Origin of the sequence: Polaribacter sp. BM10 (assembly GCF_002005425.1) — a bacterium.
Classification (GTDB): domain Bacteria; phylum Bacteroidota; class Bacteroidia; order Flavobacteriales; family Flavobacteriaceae; genus Polaribacter; species Polaribacter marinaquae.
Window position 1 is genome coordinate 279,285 of sequence record NZ_CP019704.1, and the last position, 18,932, is coordinate 298,216.

Genomic DNA, 18,932 nt, shown 5'->3' on the forward strand with positions numbered 1-18,932 from the left:
ATTTAAAATCCTGCTGCGGCATCATCACCTCGCTTATCTGCACCCGCTTCTAGTTTTCCGTTTGGAAGAACTAAAATCGCATCAACTCTACCAATTATTAATGAATTTCTCTCTAGAATTTCATAACCTAAAGTTTCTAATTTAGATTTTGTTTCTTCATTAAAGCCGTTCGGTTCCATTCGAACTACATCTGGCAGCCATTGATGATGAAATCTAGGTTGATCTACAGATTCTTGCATACCCATTTTATACTCTGTTACATTTAAAATATTTTGCAAAACAGAAGTAATTATTGTAGAACCGCCAGGTGTACCAACAACCATTTTTAATTTACCATTTTCTTCTACGATAGTTGGTGTCATAGAACTTAGCATTCTTTTTTCTGGAGCAATAGAGTTTGCTTTAGAACCAACTAAACCATAAACATTTGGTACGCCAGGTTTGCTAGAAAAATCATCCATTTCATTATTTAAAATAAAACCAGCACCTTTTACCACAACTTTAGAACCGTAACCAGTGTTTAGCGTTGTGGTTACAGAAACAGCGTTTCCGAATTGATCTACAATAGAATAATGAGTGGTTTCATCACTTTCATAACCTAGAATTTTACCATGAGAAACTTCTGAAGAAGGTGTTGCTTTATCCCAAGAAAAACTTTTCATTCTATTATTGATATATTTTGCATTTGTTAAGCTATCTACCGGCACATTTACAAAATCGATATCACCTAAAAAATTAGCTCTGTCTGCATAAGAGCGTCTTTCTGCTTCGGTTAAAAGTTGAATGTATTTTGTGGAATTATGTTCTATTTTTGATAAATCATAAGGCTCAACAGCTTTTAAAATTTGCGCTAAACAAATACCGCCACTTGCAGGTAAAGTCATAGAAGTAATTTTAAAATCTTTGTAATTAAAAGTTATTGGTTTACGCCAAATTGCTTTGTATTTTTCTAAATCTTCAAGAGATATAATTCCGCCTAATTCTTTTATATAATCAACAAATAAATTGGCAGTTTTACCTTTATAAAACCCGTCTTTACCAAAATCACGAATACGTTCTAAAGTTTGTGCTAATTCTTCTTGTTTTAAAATGTTGCCTTTTTTCCATTCCTCTTCAAAAACGGTAATATAATTATTAACCTTTTTAAACCTTTCTGTTGCGCTGTTTAAAGATTTTGCTTGTTTTTCTGTTACCGTTATTCCGTTTTTTGCTAAATCGATTGCTGGTTGAATCAAGTCTTTAAAAGGAAGGCTCCCGAATTTATTATAAACCTCAAAAACTCCGGCAATTGATCCTGGAACTCCAACAGCAAATGCGCCCAAAGTACTTTTGTTTTTAATAACATTGCCAATAGAATCTAAATACATATCTCGATGCGCTGTAATTGGTGCTTTTTCTCTAAAATCTAACGCACCAGTTGTGCCATCATTGTTTCTATAAACCATAAAGCCGCCACCGCCAATATTACCTGCAACAGGATAAACAACTGCTAATGCCAAATGTGTCGCAATCATAGCGTCGTATGCGTTACCACCTTTCTGTAAAATTGCAGCACCAATTTTAGAAGCTTCTTCTCTTGCAGAAACAACCATTGCTTTTTCTGCAACAAAACCTACAGTTTTATGTTTTTTACAAGCACAAAAAAGTAAGATAAAAACTGCTATAATTAATAAGGATTTTTTTTTCATTAGATTGCTTTAATTTCTTTTAATTTGATATTTGTAAATGCTATTAAATCTTTAAAAAATACAGTAAAATCTTCTTGTAATTCATTTTCTAATACTTCCAAATCTTCAATAGCCAAATTCATTTGAGACATTCCTTTGGTTCTAGTATTCATTCCGTTTAAAACCTTTGCAATACCTACTTTATTGTTGTAATTGAATAAAATGTCATATTCAATCATATATTTTATGAAATTTTGAGATTTTACAGGAAGTTCTTCTTTAATTTTATTAAATAATTGATAAATAGACTTTGTGAAGATTTTTAACGGAATTTCAGAATAATCATTCCAGTTTTTTGCTAAGAAATAATCATAAAAAATATCGATTATTACGCCGCTATAATGTCTGTATCTTGGGTGTAATCTTCGCTTACTTTTTCTAACAACTTCATGCGCATCTGTAAAAGTGTCTATTTCGCGATGTAAAAATATACCTTGTTGAATTTCTTTAGAAAACTCTTTGTAATTATTACCACGAATATGATCTGCAATAAAATTACCAATCATAATATTTTTATTGTTTTGAGATAAGTAGAGGTGTGCTAGAAAATTCATTTTTTAAAAGTAAACAAAAAACCACAACTATTTAGTTGTGGTTTTAATATATTGTAAAGTAATTTTTTACTAGCTATTTAGCATTACTGGCATTACCAACATTGTAACTTGTTCACCTTCATCTGTACCATCAATAGGTGTTAAAATACCAGCTCTGTTAGGTAAAGACATTTCAATTAAAACTTCGTTAGAGTTTAAGTTGTTTAACATTTCACTTAAAAAACGAGAGTTAAAACCAATTTGCATATCATCACCTTGATAATCGCAACTTAAACGCTCATCGGCTTTATTTGCAAAGTCTAAATCTTCTGCAGAAATATTTAATTCTGTTCCTGCCATTTTTAAACGAATTTGGTGTGTAGTTTTACTAGAGAAAATAGAAACACGTCTTACAGAGTTTAAAAAAGAAGCTCTGTCTACAGTTAATTTATTCGGATTTTCTTTAGGAATTACAGCTTCGTAATTAGGATATTTACCATCAATTAATCTACAAACTAAAACCACGTTATCGAACGTAAATTTAGCGTTTGCATCATTATATTCAATAGTTACATCACTTTCCGATCCTCCTAAAATTCCTTTTAATAAATTTAAAGGTTTTTTTGGCATGATAAACTCTGCTGTTTGATCTGCAGTAACATCTGTTCTAGAATATTTCACCAATTTATGAGCATCTGTAGCAACAAAAGTTAAACTTTGAGAGCTAAACTGAAAGAAAACTCCGCTCATTACAGGTCTTAAATCGTCGTTACCTGCCGCAAAAATTGTTTTAGAAATAGCTGTTCCTAGAATGCTTGCAGGAACAACTGTTTTACTTGGTGACGGCAAAGAAACCGCTTTCGGAAACTCATCTCCACCAAAATAAGCCATATCATATTTACCTTGATCAGAACTTATTTCAATTGTATTATCACCTTCTGTTTTAAACGTTAGCGGTTGGTTAGGAAAAGTTTTTAAAGTATCTAATAACAAGCGAGCAGATACAGCAATAGAACCAGAACTTTCACTTTCTACTTCTACCACAGAACTCATTGTTGTTTCTAAATCTGATGCAGAAACTTTTAGTTCATTTTCAGATAATTCAAATAAAAAGTTATCTAAAATTGGCAAAGTATTGTTACTATTTATAACGCCTCCTAAAACTTGCAATTGTTTTAATAATTGCGAACTAGATACAATAAATTTCATGTAATATGTTTTCTTAATTTGATTTACAAATATATTCTAAATATGTGACTTTAAAAATTATTTTATTAACAGGTTATTAGCATTTTTATTGATGATTTTTGAAACGTTATAATTATGTTAACAAGATTTAATTTGATTTTTAAAAAACTACTTTTGTTACACTGACTAATTTATAAATATGAATAAATTTTTACTTAAAACCGTTGCTTTTTTACTGATTTCAATTTCTGTATTTTCTCAAAAACCGCAAAAATTAACATCAAATCAAATTTTTGAAAAGATTGAAAAACTAAATTTTTTAGGAACTGCTTTATATATTGCTGCGCATCCAGATGATGAAAACACACGCTTAATTGCCTATTTAGCTAATAATGTAAAAGCAAGAACAGGTTATTTATCGTTAACTAGAGGAGATGGCGGACAAAATTTAATTGGCCCAGAAATAAGAGAGTTGTTAGGTGTAATTAGAACACAAGAATTATTGGCAGCAAGAAATGTAGATGGTGGCGAGCAAATGTTTTCTAGAGCAAACGATTTTGGTTACTCCAAACATCCAGATGAAACATTAGATATCTGGAATAAAGAATTGGTTTTAAGTGATGTTGTTTGGGCAATTAGAAATTTTAAACCAGATGTAATAATCAATAGATTTAATCACAGAACGCCAGGTACAACACACGGGCATCACACAACTTCTGCAATGTTAAGTGTAGAAGCTTTTGATTTAGCAGGAGATAATTCTGTTTATAAAAATCAACTAAAATATACAGAAACTTGGCAACCAAAGCGTTTGTTTTTTAATACATCTTCTTGGTTTTATAAAAATGAAGCAGATTTTAAAAATGCAACAGAAGGGAAGTTAACATCTTTTGATGTGGGTACTTATTATCCTTTAAAAGGGATGTCTAATAACGAATTAGCATCTTTAGCAAGTAGTCAACATTTGTGTCAGGGTTTTGGTAGATTAACTACTAGAGGTTCTCAAAAAGAATATGTAGAATTTTTAAAAGGTGATAAATTAAAGGATAAAAACGATATTTTTTCTGGAATTAACACAACATGGAACCGTTTAAATAAAGGAGGTGAAATTGGTGAGATTTTATACGAAATTGAAGAAAATTTTGATTTCGTGAATCCAGAAAAACATTTGCCAAAATTAATGAAAGCTTATGGTTTAATAGATAAACTAACAGATAATCATTGGAGAGAAATTAAGAAAAAACAGATAAAAGAAATTATAGAAGCTTGTGCAGGTTTGTATCTAGAAGCTTCTGCAGAAAGTTCTTCTGCAACACCAAATAGTATTATCAATTTAAATTTCGAAGTATTAAATAGAAGTAATTTTTCAATAGAATTAGTATCAATTGTTTCTAGTATTGATAATAAAAAAGTTAAAAAAGATATAGAATTAGTTACTAATAAAAAACTCAATTTTAAAGAGACAATTACTTTAAAAACAAATACATATTCAGATCCTTATTGGTTAAGAAAAGACGCAACTTTAGGTATGTATTCTGTAGAGAATCAAAATTTAATTGGTAAGCCAGAAACACCAAGAGAAACAAAAGTATTATTTAATTTAATGATTGACGGTAATCCAATAACATTTACTAAAAATGTTGTAAGAAGATATGCAGAAAGAGATAAAGGAGAAATTTACGAGCCTTTTGAGATTCTACCTAAAATTACAACAAAATTAAAAGATAAGGTACTTATTTTTTCTGATGATATTGCCAAAGATGTTGTTGTAGAGGTTAGAGCTGGCGCTAATAATGTTAAAGGAAAACTTAGTTTAGAAGTGCCTTTAAATTGGGCAGTTTCACCAAAGTATATTGATTTTGCAATCAAACAAAAAAATGATAAGAATGCATTTACTTTTAAGGTAACACCACCCAAAAACCAAGCAGAAGGTAAATTAAAAGTGATGGCAACTTCTAACGGAAAAGTATTTGACAAAGAATTGGTAGAAATTAATTACAATCATATACCAAAACAAAGTGTTTTATTAAATTCTGAAGCAAAAATTGTAAGATTAAATATTAAAAAAGTTGGTAATTATATAGGATATATTAAAGGTGCTGGTGATGTTGTGCCAGAAAGTTTAAACCAAATTGGTTACAATGTTGTAATGATAAATCCTTTAGAAATTAATGATAAAAACTTGCATAAATATGATGCAATTGTTTTAGGAATTAGAGCTTACAATGTTGTAAAAGAATTAAAATTTAAGCAAAAGTTTTTATTAGATTATGTAGAAAAAGGTGGTAACATGATTGTGCAGTATAACACGAATAGAAATGTTGATGTTGCTGCACCTTTTAAATTAAATTTATCTAGAGATAGAGTTACAGATGAATTTGCTAAAGTTACGGTTTTAGAAAAAGAGCATCCGGTTTTAAATTATCCAAATAAAATTACTCAAAACGATTTTAAGGGTTGGGTACAAGAAAGAGGTTTGTATTTTCCGAACTCGTGGAGCAAAGAATTTACACCAATATTATCTATGCAAGACAAGGGTGAAACAGCAAAAAAAGGAAGTTTGTTAATAGCAAAGTATGGTAAAGGAAATTACATTTACACAGGTTTAAGTTTCTTTAGAGAATTACCTGCAGGTGTTTCTGGTGCTTATAAATTATTTGCAAATTTATTGTCTGTTGGTAAAAGTAATATAGAAGTAAAAAAGACAATTAAGCAATAAATAAGTTAGCAAAGAAATTTAGCCCTGATTGAGCGGTTTGTTTGAGCTCGTTGAGGTACGAAACAGCGAGTAGCGAAAGCAGGAAATTGCTTCAAAAAAAAATATGAATGAAACAACAAAAACATACCTGGAAAAAAGAATATTCGTTGGTGTTAATTGCCAATGTTATTTACATAATTGCATTTTATTTTATTACTAATTATTTTACAGTTTAGTCTATGGATATTGAAAGCAAATTACACGCCATAGATTGGATTGTTTTATCTGTAACTTTAATTTCTATTGTTGCTTACGGTACATATGTTACAAGAAAAAATGCAAATGTAACCGACTATATTAAAGGCGGAAATGACACTAAATGGTGGACAATAGGTTTGTCTGTAATGGCAACGCAAGCAAGCGCAATAACTTTTTTATCTACACCAGGGCAAGCTTTTAATAGCGGAATGGGTTTTGTGCAATTTTACTTTGGTTTGCCAATTGCCATGATAATTATTTGTTTGGTTTTTATACCAATTTACCATAAACTAAAAGTTTATACAGCATACGAGTTTTTAGAAGGTAGATTCGATTTAAAAACAAGAAGTTTGGCTTCTGTTTTATTTTTAATTCAGCGTGGTTTGGCTGCAGGAATTACCATTTTTGCACCGGCAATTATTTTAAGTGCGGTTTTAGGTTGGAATTTACTAACCTTAAACATTATTATAGGATTTTTAGTGATTGTTTACACCGTTTCTGGTGGTACAAAAGCTGTAAATGTTACGCAAAAGCAACAAATGATAATTATTTTTATAGGAATGTTAATTGCATTTTTTATGATAATGAGTCAGTTGCCAGCAAATATTACGTTTACAAATGCTTTAGAAATTGCGGGTGCAAGTAATAAAATGCAGGTGCTAGATTTTTCTTCGGATTTAAGTAATCGTTATACAATTTGGACAGGAATTTTAGGTGGAACATTTTTAATGCTTTCTTATTTTGGTACAGATCAAAGTCAGGTACAACGTTATTTGTCGGGTAAATCGGTTAGAGAAAGTCAGTTAGGTTTAATTTTTAACGGATTATTAAAAGTGCCAATGCAGTTTTTTATCTTATTAATTGGTGTAATGGTTTTTGTTTTTTATCAATTTAATCCATCGCCATTAAATTTTAATCCCAATGTTAATGACGCTGTAACAAATTCTAAGTATCAACAAGAATATAAAGCTTTAGAAAACGAACATATAGCAATAGAAAATACAAAAAAAATAATTTTTGCTGATGGTTTTCAAGCAGATGAAAAAGAGGAAATTCAATCTTTAAATGCAAAAGATTTGGCATTAAAAGCAGCATCAAAAGATGTTATTAAAAAGATTAATGATCAAATTGAAACCAACGATAAAGATTATGTATTTATCCATTTTATATTAAATAATTTACCAAGAGGCTTAATTGGGCTTTTATTGGCTGTAATTTTATCTGCTGCAATGTCTTCTACAGCATCAGAATTAAATGCACTTGCAAGTACAACTACCATAGATTTATACAAAAGAAATGTAAGTAAAAATAAGAGCGAAGAACATTATGTAAAAGCATCGAAATGGTTTACACTAGCTTGGGGTTTAATTGCAATATCCGTTGCATGTGTTGCCAATTTATTCGATAATTTAATACAATTAGTAAATATTATTGGTTCTATTTTTTATGGAAATGTTTTGGGTATTTTCTTATTAGCTTTTTTCTTTAAAAAAGTAAACGGAAATGCAGTTTTTAAGGCTGCTGTAATTACTCAGATTTTAATTTGTTCTATTTATTATTTCGGAATTTACAAATTAGAAGCTGCAGGTTTAGAGCCTATTATTAGCTATTTATGGTTAAATTTTATAGGTTGTATTTTGGTGTTGTTCTTTTCTTTATTTTTTGTTTTTAATGCAATAAACAAAGAAAGTAAAGTAATTTTATTGATTACTTCTTTAGCAATTTTTAAAATTTCTTATGATATTTTAAACGATGTGTCCTTAAGTATTACGCATGTAGTTACGCTAATTGTACTCTTCTTTTTCTTAGGATTTTTTAATATTGATAAAACTGTATTACATGAAAAATAAAATTATTAAATGGGGAATTATTGGCCCTGGAAAAATAGCAAACAAATTCGCAACAGATTTAGCAAAGGTTGAAGACGCAGAATTAGTCGCTGTGGCATCTAGAAGTCAAGAAAAAGCGAATGAGTTTTCTAAGAAGTTTAATGCTAGAAAAGCATACAATTCTTATTTAGAATTAGCCCAAGACGATACCATAGATGCTGTTTATATTGCAACGCCACATAGTTTTCATAAAGAACATGCAATACTTTGTTTACAAAATAAAAAGGCGGTTTTGTGTGAAAAACCTTTTGCCATGAACTTGCAAGAAGTAGAAACTATGATTTCTGTGGCTAAAGAGCACAATGTTTTGTTAATGGAAGGATTATGGACCAGCTTTTTACCGCACTACAAATATGTTTTAGATATTGTTAAAACAGAAAAATTCGGCAAATTGGTTCACTTAGAAGCAGATTTTGGTTTTCATCCGAAGTACAACTTAGAAAGTAGGCTTTTTAAAAAAGAAGTTGGCGGAGGAAGTTTGTTGGATATAGGAATTTATCCTGTATTTGCTGCATTATCTAGTTTGGGTACGCCAGATAATTTTACTGCGGATGCTACTTTTTTTGAGAATGGAGCGGATGCGGAATGCCATATGACTTTTAATTATAAAAATGCAAAGGCATCTCTAAAAAGTACTTTCTTAGAAGAAACACCAACAGAAGCAATTTTTACATTCGAGAAAGCTATTGTTAAAATAAACACGTGTTTTCACGAGCCTACAACTGTAAGTGTTTTTGTAGATGATAAAGAAGAAGTTATCAATTTTAATTACAATACCATTGGTTTTAATTTCGAGATAGAACACTTTAATCAACTTTTAAGAGAAGGGAAAAAGCAAAGTGATATTATGACTTTTGATTTTTCTAAAACTTTAATTAAAACCTTAGATGATGTTCGAAATACAATTGGTTTAACTTACAAATCGTAGTAGTTTTTAAAGTGCAAATATCCTTTGGCACAACAATTGACTTTTATAAGTTGAAAAAGCAATGTTTTTAATTTTAAAATATTGATTTTCAATTAATTATTAATAAGAAATTTGATGTTTGTTTTTAGTGAAATAAAAATAAATGTCAGTATGACAGATATATAGAAGATGAGCAAACCAAAAGTAGTTAGAATAGACAATTTGTCGCTTAATAGCATGTTAAATGAAGACTCAGAATTGATTCCTTTAATGACGCCAGAAGATGAAGAAATTATAAATAATGAGAGTGTTCCAGAAATTTTACCAATATTACCTTTAAGAAACACTGTTTTATTTCCAGGAGTTGTAATTCCTATTACAGCAGGTAGAGATAAATCGATTCAGTTAATTAAAGATGCAAATAAAGGTGATAAAGTTATTGGTGTTGTTGCACAACGTAATGAAGATGTAGAAGAACCAGGTTTAAAAGATATTCATACAACAGGTGTTGTTGCACAAATTTTACGCGTCTTAAAAATGCCAGATGGTAATACAACCGTTATTATTCAAGGTAAAAAACGTTTTGAAATTGACACAATAATAGAAGAAAAACCATATTTAAAAGCAACTGTAAAAGAAGCGATTGAAGACAAGGAGGTAGATGATGTAAAGGAATTTAATGCAATAATAGACGGCATTAAAGAGCAAGCATTAGAGGTTATTAAAGAAAACCCAATGTTGCCATCAGAAGCATCTTTTGCAATAAAAAACATCAAATCTAATTCGTTTTTGGTAAACTTTATTTCCTCTAATATGGATTTAACGGTTGCACAAAAACAAGTTATTTTAGAAAAAGACAATCTTAAAGAACGTGCTTTATTAGCGTTAAAAAACCTTAATAAAGAACTTCAGAAATTAAAATTACGTAATGATATTCAATCTAAAACAAGAGAAGATTTAGACCAACAACAAAGAGAATATTATTTACATCAGCAATTAAAAACCATTCAAGAAGAATTAGGTGGTGCTTCTAATGATCAAGAATTAGAAGAAATGCGTAAGCAAGCTAAAACTAAAAAATGGTCTAAAGAAGTTGCAGATACGTTTGAGAAAGAAATCAATCGTTTAAAACGAATGAATCCGCAGGCGGCAGAATATGGCGTTCAGAGAAGTTATTTAGAACTGCTGTTAGAATTGCCGTGGGGAATTTATTCTGAAGATAAATTCGATTTAAAACATGCAACTAAAGTTTTAGATAGAGATCATTTTGGTTTAGAAAAAGTTAAAGAAAGAATTATAGAGCATTTGGCTGTTTTAAAGTTAAGAGGAGATATGAAGTCTCCAATTATCTGTCTATACGGACCTCCAGGAGTTGGTAAAACTTCTTTAGGGAAATCTATTGCAGAAGCTTTAGGTAGAAAGTATGTTAGAATGTCTTTAGGTGGTTTAAGAGATGAAGCCGAAATTAGAGGTCATAGAAAAACATATATTGGTGCAATGCCAGGTCGTTTGATTCAGAATTTAAAGAAATCAGGAACTTCGAATCCGGTATTTGTTTTAGATGAAATTGATAAGCTAGGGCAAAGTCATCAAGGAGATCCATCTTCTGCAATGTTAGAAGTATTAGATCCAGAGCAAAATGAATCTTTTTATGATAATTACTTAGAAGTAGGTTATGATTTGTCTAAAATTCTATTTATTGCTACAGCAAATAATATTGGTCAAATTCCGTGGGCTTTAAGAGATAGAATGGAATTGATTAATGTTACTGGATATACAATAGAAGAAAAAGTAGAAATTGCAAAAAGACATTTACTACCAAAGCAATTAAAAGAGCACGGTTTAACTACTAAAGATTTAAAACTTGGTAAAAAGCAATTAGAACAAATTGTAGAAGGTTATACAAGAGAATCAGGTGTAAGAGGACTAGAGAAAAAAGTTGCTAAAGTGGTGCGTTTTGCTGCAAAATCAATTGCTCTAGAAGAAACATATAATATTGCTTTATCATCAGAAAAAATTGAAGAAATTTTAGGTACACCAAGAAATCGCGATAAGTTTGAAAACAATGATGTTGCAGGTGTTGTTACAGGTTTAGCTTGGACACAAGTTGGTGGAGATATCTTATTTATAGAATCTATTTTATCTAAAGGAAAAGGAAACCTTTCTATTACCGGTAATTTAGGAAATGTAATGAAAGAGTCTGCCACAATTGCTTTGCAGTATATAAAGTCTAATGCTGAAGAATTTGGAATTAAACCAGAAATTTTAGAGAAATATAATGTACACGTGCACGTGCCAGAAGGAGCAACCCCAAAAGATGGGCCAAGTGCAGGTATTACAATGTTAACATCGTTAATTTCTTCTTATACACAACGCAAAGTAAAAAACAAGTTAGCCATGACTGGTGAAATAACTTTAAGAGGAAAAGTGTTGCCTGTTGGCGGAATTAAAGAAAAAATATTAGCAGCAAAAAGAGCTAATATTAAAGAGATAATTTTATGTGAAGACAACAGAAAAGATATCTTAGAAATAAAAGAAAGTTATCTAAAAGGCTTAACATTTCATTATGTTTCTGATATGAAACAAGTAATAGAAATAGCGCTTACAAAACAGAAAGTAAGTAATGCTAAAAAGTTAGTTTAGTAAAAAAAAGCCTCTCTATTTTAGAGAGGCTTTTTTTATAATTTTCTTCTTGTTATCTATTTGTTTAGGGCTAATAACATGTTAAAAATCTATGATATTTTAGGGTGTTTTTTTTTATTTGAGTAATCAGTTTATAAAAAATACAAGCTATGGCATTCTATAATAAAGTAAAATGGGTTTTGGGTATTCTTATGGTTTTTGTGCTAATTGTTGCAACTAATCTAATAGATAGAAATAATTTTTTACGTGTTAAAGATTCTGTGGTTACGATTTATGAAGATAGACTTGTTGTAAATGATTTGATTTTTGAAATGTCTATAGCTATGCAAGAAAAAGAATTGGCAGCAATAAAAGCAGACACTGTTTTTTTCTTATCAGAATACAATAAAATAAACGAAGATTTACAGAGTTTTATTTTAAAGTATGAACAAACAAAACTAACTGCCAAAGAGGTAAAAGTATTTAATGAATTTAGGCAAAATTTTTAAAAAGTTAAAGTAGCTGAAAGAGATTTTATCACATCTAAATTTGATAATGTTAAAGGTCTTGAAAACGAACTTTTAAAAGTTAAAAAGAATTTATACCAATTATCTAAAATTCAATTAAACGAAGGAAGCAGGCAAATGTCTATAAGTAAAAAGGCTATTGATACTGTAGAGTTGTTTACTCAATTAGAAATCTATATTCTAATTTTTTTAGCAATTGTTATTCAAATAATTGTTATTTATCAACCTAAAAAAGAGTGATTTTATGTTTTTTAGAAAATGTTGATTAAAAAACAAGTTTAAATACCTAATCTTTCAATTCTATTTTAGAGTTACTTTGTGCTAATAATTCTAAATAATCTTCCGTTTTAAAAGAGTTAGTGCTAAATCTAGAAGTTCTATTTCTACCTTCTTTCTGACGAATTATAGATCTTGCATACCGCCTAATTTCATCTTTACAAGTTAAAATAATACCAGGAACCGGTGTGCTTTTACCGTTTTCGTCTTTTGCTACCATTGTAAAATAAGAAGAATTACAATGTTTTTTTTCTCCGGTTCTAATGTTTTCAGACTCTACACGTAAACCAACAACCATAGAAGTTCTACCTGTATAATTTACAGATGCTTTAAGTGTAAGTAGCTCACCAACCTCTATAGGATTTAAAAAATCTACTTTATTTACAGATGCAGTTACACAATAATTACTAGAATGTTTAGAAGCACAAGCAAATGCAATTTGATCCATTAAGTTTAGAATATGACCACCATGGATTTTTCCACTAAAATTAGAGTGCGAAGGCAACATTAACTCGGTTATTGTTAATTGCGATTCTTCTATACTTTTAAATTTTTTCATCTTATTATTAATTTTTTCCTCTAAAATGTGGTGAATCTTCTCTTGTGACTTCGGTAATAAAATATTTGGTATCGCCTAACCAAAAGAAAGATGTATAACGTTCTTTGTAAGATAGTTTTACATACTTTCCTTGATGTTTTTGTAAATCTTCAATAACTTTTTTGTTTTTATCTTCAACAGAAAAAGCAAAAATTTGCGCTCCAGAAATTCCTTGACTAATTTCTCCTTCCCAAGTTTTTACAAGAACACCTTTTCTACTAATTTTTATTAGCTCGCCAGATCTTACACCTGTACTATAAGTTACAAAGTAGATAAAAACATAATATAATACAGTAAGTATTATTGCACTAGTTATTAAAACTCCTAAAATTTTTTTCATAAATCAAAAATACAAATCTAAATTTTAGTAATTATTAATTTTTAAAGGATTTTATGATAAACAAGCTTTATATAGTCGTGATTTTTAAGAATCAGTTTTTTTTGTAATCTATTTACAGTAAATTTGTGTACTTCAAAAAAAAGCAAAATGAACTACATTTTATTTGATAGTGATGCAAGACAATCATTATTGCCATTTACATATACAAGACCTGTTGCAGACATAAGAATAGGAATTTTAACCATTAGAGAAAAATGGGAAAAGCACTTAGGATTAACTACAACAACAATTACAGAGGAATATTTAGAAGAAAAATTTCCGATGGTAGAAATGGAAAAAAACATTTTAATTAATGCTTCTTTTTGTCCTACGGAATCGTTAGTAGAAAAAATTAAAAATCTTTCTGAAAACGAAGCAATTTTTAAGGGGGATAATGTAATTGCATTTTACACTACAGATTCGCAAGAAGAGGTAGATTTTGAGCAATATAAACAAATAGATTTTGATGAAGATGTAATTCAGGTTAAAAACACTTGGGATATTTTTACCTTTAATGGTGAAGCTATTAAGCAAGATTTTAATTTAATTACAAACGGAAAAACTTCTGCGCCAATTCCAGAAGGAGTGCAAGTTTTAAATAAAGAAAACGTTTTTATAGAAGAAGGAGCTAAAGTTGTTTTTGCTACTTTAAATGCGTCTGAAGGGCCAATTTATATTGGTAAAGATGCTTTAGTTATGGAAAGTTCTAATATTAGAGGTCCTTTTGCAATGTGTAATAATGCGGTTGTAAAAATGGGCGCAAAAATTTATAAAGACACCACAATAGGTCCTTTTTCTAAAATAGGAGGAGAGGTTAGTAACTCTGTTATTTTTGGATATTCTAGTAAAGGGCACGATGGATATTTAGGAAATTCTGTTTTAGGTGAATGGTGTAATTTGGGTGCAGATACCAACAACTCTAACCTTAAAAATAATTATGCAGAAGTTAAACTTTGGAGCTATGAAACAAATCGTTTTGCGAAAACAGGTTTACAATTCTGCGGATTAATGATGGGTGATCATTCTAAATGCGGAATTAACACAATGTTTAATACAGGAACCGTTATTGGTGTTAGCGCAAATATATTTGGTAGTGGTTTCCCTAGAAATTTTGTACCTTCTTTTAGTTGGGGTGGTGCTGCAGGTTTTACAACATTTCAAATGAAAAAAGTGTATGAAGTAGTAACTGCAGTTATGAAAAGAAGAAGCTTAGTTTTTGATGAAAAAGATCAGAAAATATTAGATCATATTTTTGAAGAAACAAAACAATACAGAAATTATTAAGTATAAAAATAGATTGATAAAAACGCCAAAATGAATTCTCATTTTGGCGTTTTTTATATGTAAAAATAGTGATTAATTTCTGTCGACAATGCTACCAGAACCAACAGATTTACTATCGATATGTTTTGGGTTTCCTTTATAGTAAATACTACCAGAACCAACTAATTTTGCTTTAATTTTGTTTTTAACGGTAATTTTTATGCTACCAGAACCTGCAATTGTTGCAGAAACTTCATCTGTGCTTAAATCATAAGCTCTAATACTACCAGAACCTGCAATTGCACACTTTAATTCTTCTGTATTTCCTTTTAAATCAATATTACCAGAACCACCAATGTTTGTGTTTACATCATCAGAATTTATTTTTAAATTGATGTTACCAGAACCACCTAAACTAACATTTAAATTATTAGATTTTATTACATCGTTACTAGTTACATTACCAGAACCACCTAAGGCAACACTTTCGATATCATTAAAAGGTACAGTAACAGTTAATCTTTTTGTGGTTCTTATATTGGTGTTTTTTTTGTATTTAATTTTTAAAATTCCGTTGTTAATTTCTGTTTCTATATATGGTATTATATTTTCTTCACCTTCTATGGTGATGTTACCTTCTGTGCCTTTTACTAAAATTACATCGAAAGAGCCACCGGCAGCAATACCTCTATAATCATTAGTACTTCTTTTAACAGTTATAATATTTCCGTTTCCTTTAATTTTTTTATTTGTTCCCCACCAGTTTTGTGCGTTTGCAGAAAATGTTAGTGATAAGAATAAAAGAGCAAAAGCTATTTTTTTAGTCATGATTTTTGGTTTTATAGGTTGATTTGTTTTTTATTTTTCTTCAATTCTAACACTTCCGTATTGAGAATTGATATGTATGCTTGCGTTGGTGTTTGCTTTTCCGTATTTACCCTCGTAATATTTACTTGTAGTTTTAGAGATGCTTTTGTAAAACTCTATTTTATCATCATCTCTTTTAAAACCGCTATATTGTAAGTCAATATTAAATAAAAAAGAAATATTTGGTTCTACAGTAATTTTTATCCCAGTATATTGTCCTGTAATGTCAATCTTTTCAAAACCTTTTTTAAGGTTCTTAATTGTTAAAGAACCATAATCTGTGTTTACAGAAAGTTGTTTTCTTACGGTTCCGAAACGCAAAGCAACATAATCAGAATTACCATCAATATTTTCTACATCATTAACAGTAATCGAACCATAATCTAAATTGAAATCTACATTTTTAGATTTATCTAATTTAATTGTAGAATAGTCTGCATTTATTTTTAAGTTTTCTGATTTATCTATAGATAGTTTAGAATAATCTGCATTTACTTTACCATTTTGCATGTAAGCAATTGTAGATGATGAACAATAATCTAAGTTGATGTCGTTATTTTTTGCTGATAATTCTCCAACAGAAATTTTTCCGTAATCGCAATTAATAACTGCGTTACCAGATAAGTTTCCTAAATAAATACTACCATAATTGTTATCTAAATCTACAGCATTTGTTTTTGGCATTTTTATAATATAATTTATTTTGTAATTGGTGTTTTTACTTTTACCCCACCAAGACCAATTGCTTTTCTTTTCTCCGAATACAGTTTCTGCTTCTACGATAGATTTTGAAGCGTTAAAATCTATTTTTATTGAATTTAATTTAGATTCTACTTCATCTAAATCATCGCCTTTTACAGTAATTTTAACTTCAATTTCAACTAAATTCTTATCCCAAGTTGATATGTTTAAATCGCCATATTTATTGTTAATAAGAACTTTAGCGTTTTTATTTACGGTGTAACTTTTAGATATTGTTTTTGTTCTTTCGTGTTTTTTATCATCAGTATTAGCGAAGGCAACTAATGGTATAAACATTAAAAAAAGTGCTACTTTATATGTAAATTTCATTCTGAATATTATTTAAGTTTTTTAATTTATCTATTTGATCTAAAGTTCGTTCTAAAATATCTAGACGTCTTTGGTAGTTTTTAATCATTGCACTTATAACACGCCTTTGTTTACCATTTTTATTAAGATCTTTTATAAAAACCTTGTAATTATCTTCTAGTTCTTCTAATTCTTCTAGCGCATTTTCTATAATAGTTTCTGTCTCTAAATTTCTATTACTTTCTAAAGTTTTAATTTCTTGATTAATAGTAGAGACAAAATAATTTTGAACTTCTTCCATTTTAGGAGAAACATCTGCTAAATCTAATTGTCTTTTTTGATGATTACTACCCAACCAAAAACCTAATACTAAAACAACAGAAGCAGCAACACTTAACCATTTCCAAGAGTTTTTCTTTTGTTTTGGATAGTTTAATTTTCTTTCAAACCGTTCTAAATGACCAGCGTTTGGTTCATTTAAATCAAAATTATTTTCAGAAAAAAATTGATGTAATTTATCTTCCATATACTTGTGTTTGTAAATTTTCTGCAAGTAAAACCTGCTTTAATTTTTTCTTCGCTCTAGAAACAGTTGTTCTTACATTTTCATTTGTGTATTCTAATATTTGCGAAATCTCTTCATAATCGTAACCTTCTATTAGATGTAAATTTAAAACTACTCTGTAATTCTCTTTTAATTTTTGAAGACAATTAAGCACAGTGCTAGCTTTAAATCCTTTGTAATCTATTGTTTCTTCTTCGACTTCATCATCAGTAATAACTTCCATTTTTACTTCTTGATATCTGTTGTTTTTCTTTAATTGTGTTAAACTTTTATTGATTACTATTCGTTTTAACCAAGCGCCAAAAGTAACTTCACCTTTATACATTTTCATTTTTGTAAAAGCAGTTAAAAAAGCCTCTTGCATTAGATCTTCTGCTTCGAATTCATTTTTTAAAATACGATACGCTACATTATACATTGCTTTATAATAGCATTTGTACAATTCTAGCTGCGCATTTTTATCGTGCTTTTGGCAGCGCTCTAATAATTTGGTTATATGTGGTTGATTAGTTTCCAATAAAATGGTTCTATTCTATAGACAAAAAGCTTTTTAAAATGTGACACTTTCTAAGAAATAAAAGTAAACTTTTTTAAAAGAATACAATATTTAATATTTAATTGTTGATTTTTAGATGTTTATAATTTAAAAATTAATCAAAAAAAAATCTCGAAACAAACGTTCGAGATTTTTTTATAAAGTATGTAAAGCAGTATTACATTGCTCCCCATTCTTTTAAAGAAGCCTTATTCATTTTTATATAACCTGCATTTTTTGCTATTTCTGCATATTTTAAAGATTGTTTAGCAGCAGCAATTGCACTTTTTTTGTTTCCTGCTTTTGCATGAATTAAAGATTGTTTGCGTAAATACCAGAATTTAGGAGCATTTGCAGACATTGCAACCGCTTTATCAATCCATGTTTTTGCTTTATTAATGTCTTTACCTGCTTCTAAATAATAAGATGCAGCTGCATACATATCGTTCGCAGATGGTCCGCTCATCAATTTTTCTATATTTGTAGAAACCATAGTGTCAGTTGGAGTTTCAAATTTTAAACCAACATATGTGTTTTCCCACATAATACCGATTACAGCAGAATCATTTGTCAAATCATCAAAACTAATTGTAAATGTTTCAATTACCATAGGTATGTTTTGTGCGGCAACAGTTACTTTAGCAGCTACTTTAGTTTCATCCCATTTTGCAGGATTTCCCCAATTTGTTGCATCAGAATATAAAATGATATCCCAATTTTTCTGACCAGGAATTGTATAAAGTGCATATGTACCTTTTTTTACAGGTTTACCATTTACAGTAATATCTGTAGAAAACGTAACTTTTGTATTTTCATTTGCTCCGGTTCTCCATACTTTTCCGTAGTCTTCTAAACCACCAAAAATCTTTCTACCTTTCATACTTGGTCTAGAATACTCAATAGTAACATCTGTTAAACCAACAGCTTGCTCAATTTTTTGAAAAGGACTTGGTGCTGGAGTTTTTATTTGTGCATTTGAAGAAAAAGCAAAAGCAGCTACAAATAATGATAATATAATTTTTTTCATTTTATAAGTATTATTTAGTTTTT

Annotated in this window: 16 protein-coding genes; 6 read left to right on the forward strand and 10 right to left on the reverse strand. The window is 29.4% G+C overall.

Going from position 1 to position 18,932, the window contains the following annotated elements; genetic code table 11:
• Positions 1 to 2: 2 nt before the first annotated feature.
• The 3 genes from ggt to dnaN all read right to left on the reverse strand — a co-directional run bounded on the left by ggt (position 3) and on the right by dnaN (position 3,469).
• The gene (ggt, locus tag BXQ17_RS01195) at positions 3 to 1,688 is read right to left on the reverse strand and encodes a gamma-glutamyltransferase (RefSeq protein ID WP_077808870.1); all 1,686 of its coding nucleotides are present in this window, start codon (positions 1,686 to 1,688) and stop codon (positions 3 to 5) included.
• Positions 1,688 to 2,233 (reverse strand): ACP phosphodiesterase, encoded by a 546-nt coding sequence (locus BXQ17_RS01200; RefSeq protein WP_077811326.1) that lies wholly within the window; start codon positions 2,231 to 2,233, stop codon positions 1,688 to 1,690. The genes ggt and BXQ17_RS01200 overlap by 1 nt, the downstream gene beginning before the upstream one ends.
• A 117-nt stretch (positions 2,234 to 2,350) precedes the next feature.
• Positions 2,351 to 3,469, reverse strand: coding sequence for a DNA polymerase III subunit beta (gene dnaN, locus BXQ17_RS01205; protein ID WP_077808871.1), 1,119 nt, complete (start codon positions 3,467 to 3,469; stop codon positions 2,351 to 2,353).
• A 178-nt stretch (positions 3,470 to 3,647) separates the two neighbouring features.
• Between dnaN and BXQ17_RS01210 the strand changes: the two genes are divergently transcribed.
• The 5 genes from BXQ17_RS01210 to BXQ17_RS14605 all read left to right on the forward strand — a co-directional run bounded on the left by BXQ17_RS01210 (position 3,648) and on the right by BXQ17_RS14605 (position 12,331).
• A complete protein-coding gene (locus BXQ17_RS01210) occupies positions 3,648 to 6,167 on the forward strand; it encodes a PIG-L family deacetylase (RefSeq protein ID WP_077808872.1) in 2,520 nt (839 codons plus the stop codon).
• A gap of 218 nt (positions 6,168 to 6,385) precedes the next feature.
• The gene (locus tag BXQ17_RS01215; protein ID WP_077808873.1) at positions 6,386 to 8,254 is read left to right on the forward strand and encodes a sodium:solute symporter; all 1,869 of its coding nucleotides are present in this window, start codon (positions 6,386 to 6,388) and stop codon (positions 8,252 to 8,254) included.
• Positions 8,244 to 9,221 carry a Gfo/Idh/MocA family protein gene (locus BXQ17_RS01220; protein ID WP_077808874.1) on the forward strand — a complete coding sequence of 326 codons (978 nt, stop codon included), beginning with the start codon at positions 8,244 to 8,246 and terminating at the stop codon, positions 9,219 to 9,221. Before BXQ17_RS01215 ends, BXQ17_RS01220 begins: the two co-directional genes overlap by 11 nt.
• 168 nt (positions 9,222 to 9,389) lie before the next feature.
• Positions 9,390 to 11,843, forward strand: coding sequence for an endopeptidase La (lon, locus tag BXQ17_RS01225; protein ID WP_077808875.1), 2,454 nt, complete (start codon positions 9,390 to 9,392; stop codon positions 11,841 to 11,843).
• A gap of 149 nt (positions 11,844 to 11,992) precedes the next feature.
• Positions 11,993 to 12,331: an MCP four helix bundle domain-containing protein gene (locus BXQ17_RS14605; RefSeq protein ID WP_254712394.1), complete on the forward strand. Its 339-nt coding sequence runs from the start codon at positions 11,993 to 11,995 to the stop codon at positions 12,329 to 12,331.
• 304 nt (positions 12,332 to 12,635) lie between these two features.
• Here the strand turns inward: BXQ17_RS14605 and BXQ17_RS01235 are convergent, their stop codons facing one another.
• Both BXQ17_RS01235 and BXQ17_RS01240 read right to left on the reverse strand, forming a co-directional pair.
• Positions 12,636 to 13,184, reverse strand: a complete 549-nt coding sequence (locus BXQ17_RS01235) for an acyl-CoA thioesterase (RefSeq protein WP_077808876.1) — start codon at positions 13,182 to 13,184, stop codon at positions 12,636 to 12,638.
• Positions 13,185 to 13,191: 7 nt separating this feature from the next.
• Entirely contained in the window at positions 13,192 to 13,563 is a 372-nt protein-coding gene (locus tag BXQ17_RS01240; RefSeq protein ID WP_077808877.1) for a 6-phosphogluconate dehydrogenase, read from the reverse strand.
• Between the two features lie 147 nt (positions 13,564 to 13,710).
• On the opposite strand from BXQ17_RS01240, the gene BXQ17_RS01245 reads away from it, so the two are divergent.
• Entirely contained in the window at positions 13,711 to 14,886 is a 1,176-nt protein-coding gene (locus BXQ17_RS01245) for a GlmU family protein (protein ID WP_077808878.1), read from the forward strand.
• Positions 14,887 to 14,958: 72 nt separating this feature from the next.
• Here the strand turns inward: BXQ17_RS01245 and BXQ17_RS01250 are convergent, their stop codons facing one another.
• The 5 genes from BXQ17_RS01250 to BXQ17_RS01270 form a co-directional block, all read right to left on the reverse strand.
• Positions 14,959 to 15,693: a head GIN domain-containing protein gene (locus BXQ17_RS01250; protein ID WP_077808879.1), complete on the reverse strand. Its 735-nt coding sequence runs from the start codon at positions 15,691 to 15,693 to the stop codon at positions 14,959 to 14,961.
• 30 nt (positions 15,694 to 15,723) lie between these two features.
• Positions 15,724 to 16,803, reverse strand: coding sequence for a hypothetical protein (locus BXQ17_RS01255; protein ID WP_077808880.1), 1,080 nt, complete (start codon positions 16,801 to 16,803; stop codon positions 15,724 to 15,726).
• Positions 16,787 to 17,308 carry a hypothetical protein gene (locus BXQ17_RS01260; protein ID WP_077808881.1) on the reverse strand — a complete coding sequence of 174 codons (522 nt, stop codon included), beginning with the start codon at positions 17,306 to 17,308 and terminating at the stop codon, positions 16,787 to 16,789. The genes BXQ17_RS01255 and BXQ17_RS01260 overlap by 17 nt, the downstream gene beginning before the upstream one ends.
• A complete protein-coding gene (locus BXQ17_RS01265; RefSeq protein WP_149025842.1) occupies positions 17,298 to 17,864 on the reverse strand; it encodes an RNA polymerase sigma factor in 567 nt (188 codons plus the stop codon). The genes BXQ17_RS01260 and BXQ17_RS01265 overlap by 11 nt, the downstream gene beginning before the upstream one ends.
• A 196-nt stretch (positions 17,865 to 18,060) precedes the next feature.
• The gene (locus tag BXQ17_RS01270; protein WP_077808882.1) at positions 18,061 to 18,909 is read right to left on the reverse strand and encodes a DUF2911 domain-containing protein; all 849 of its coding nucleotides are present in this window, start codon (positions 18,907 to 18,909) and stop codon (positions 18,061 to 18,063) included.
• Positions 18,910 to 18,932 lie beyond the last annotated feature (23 nt).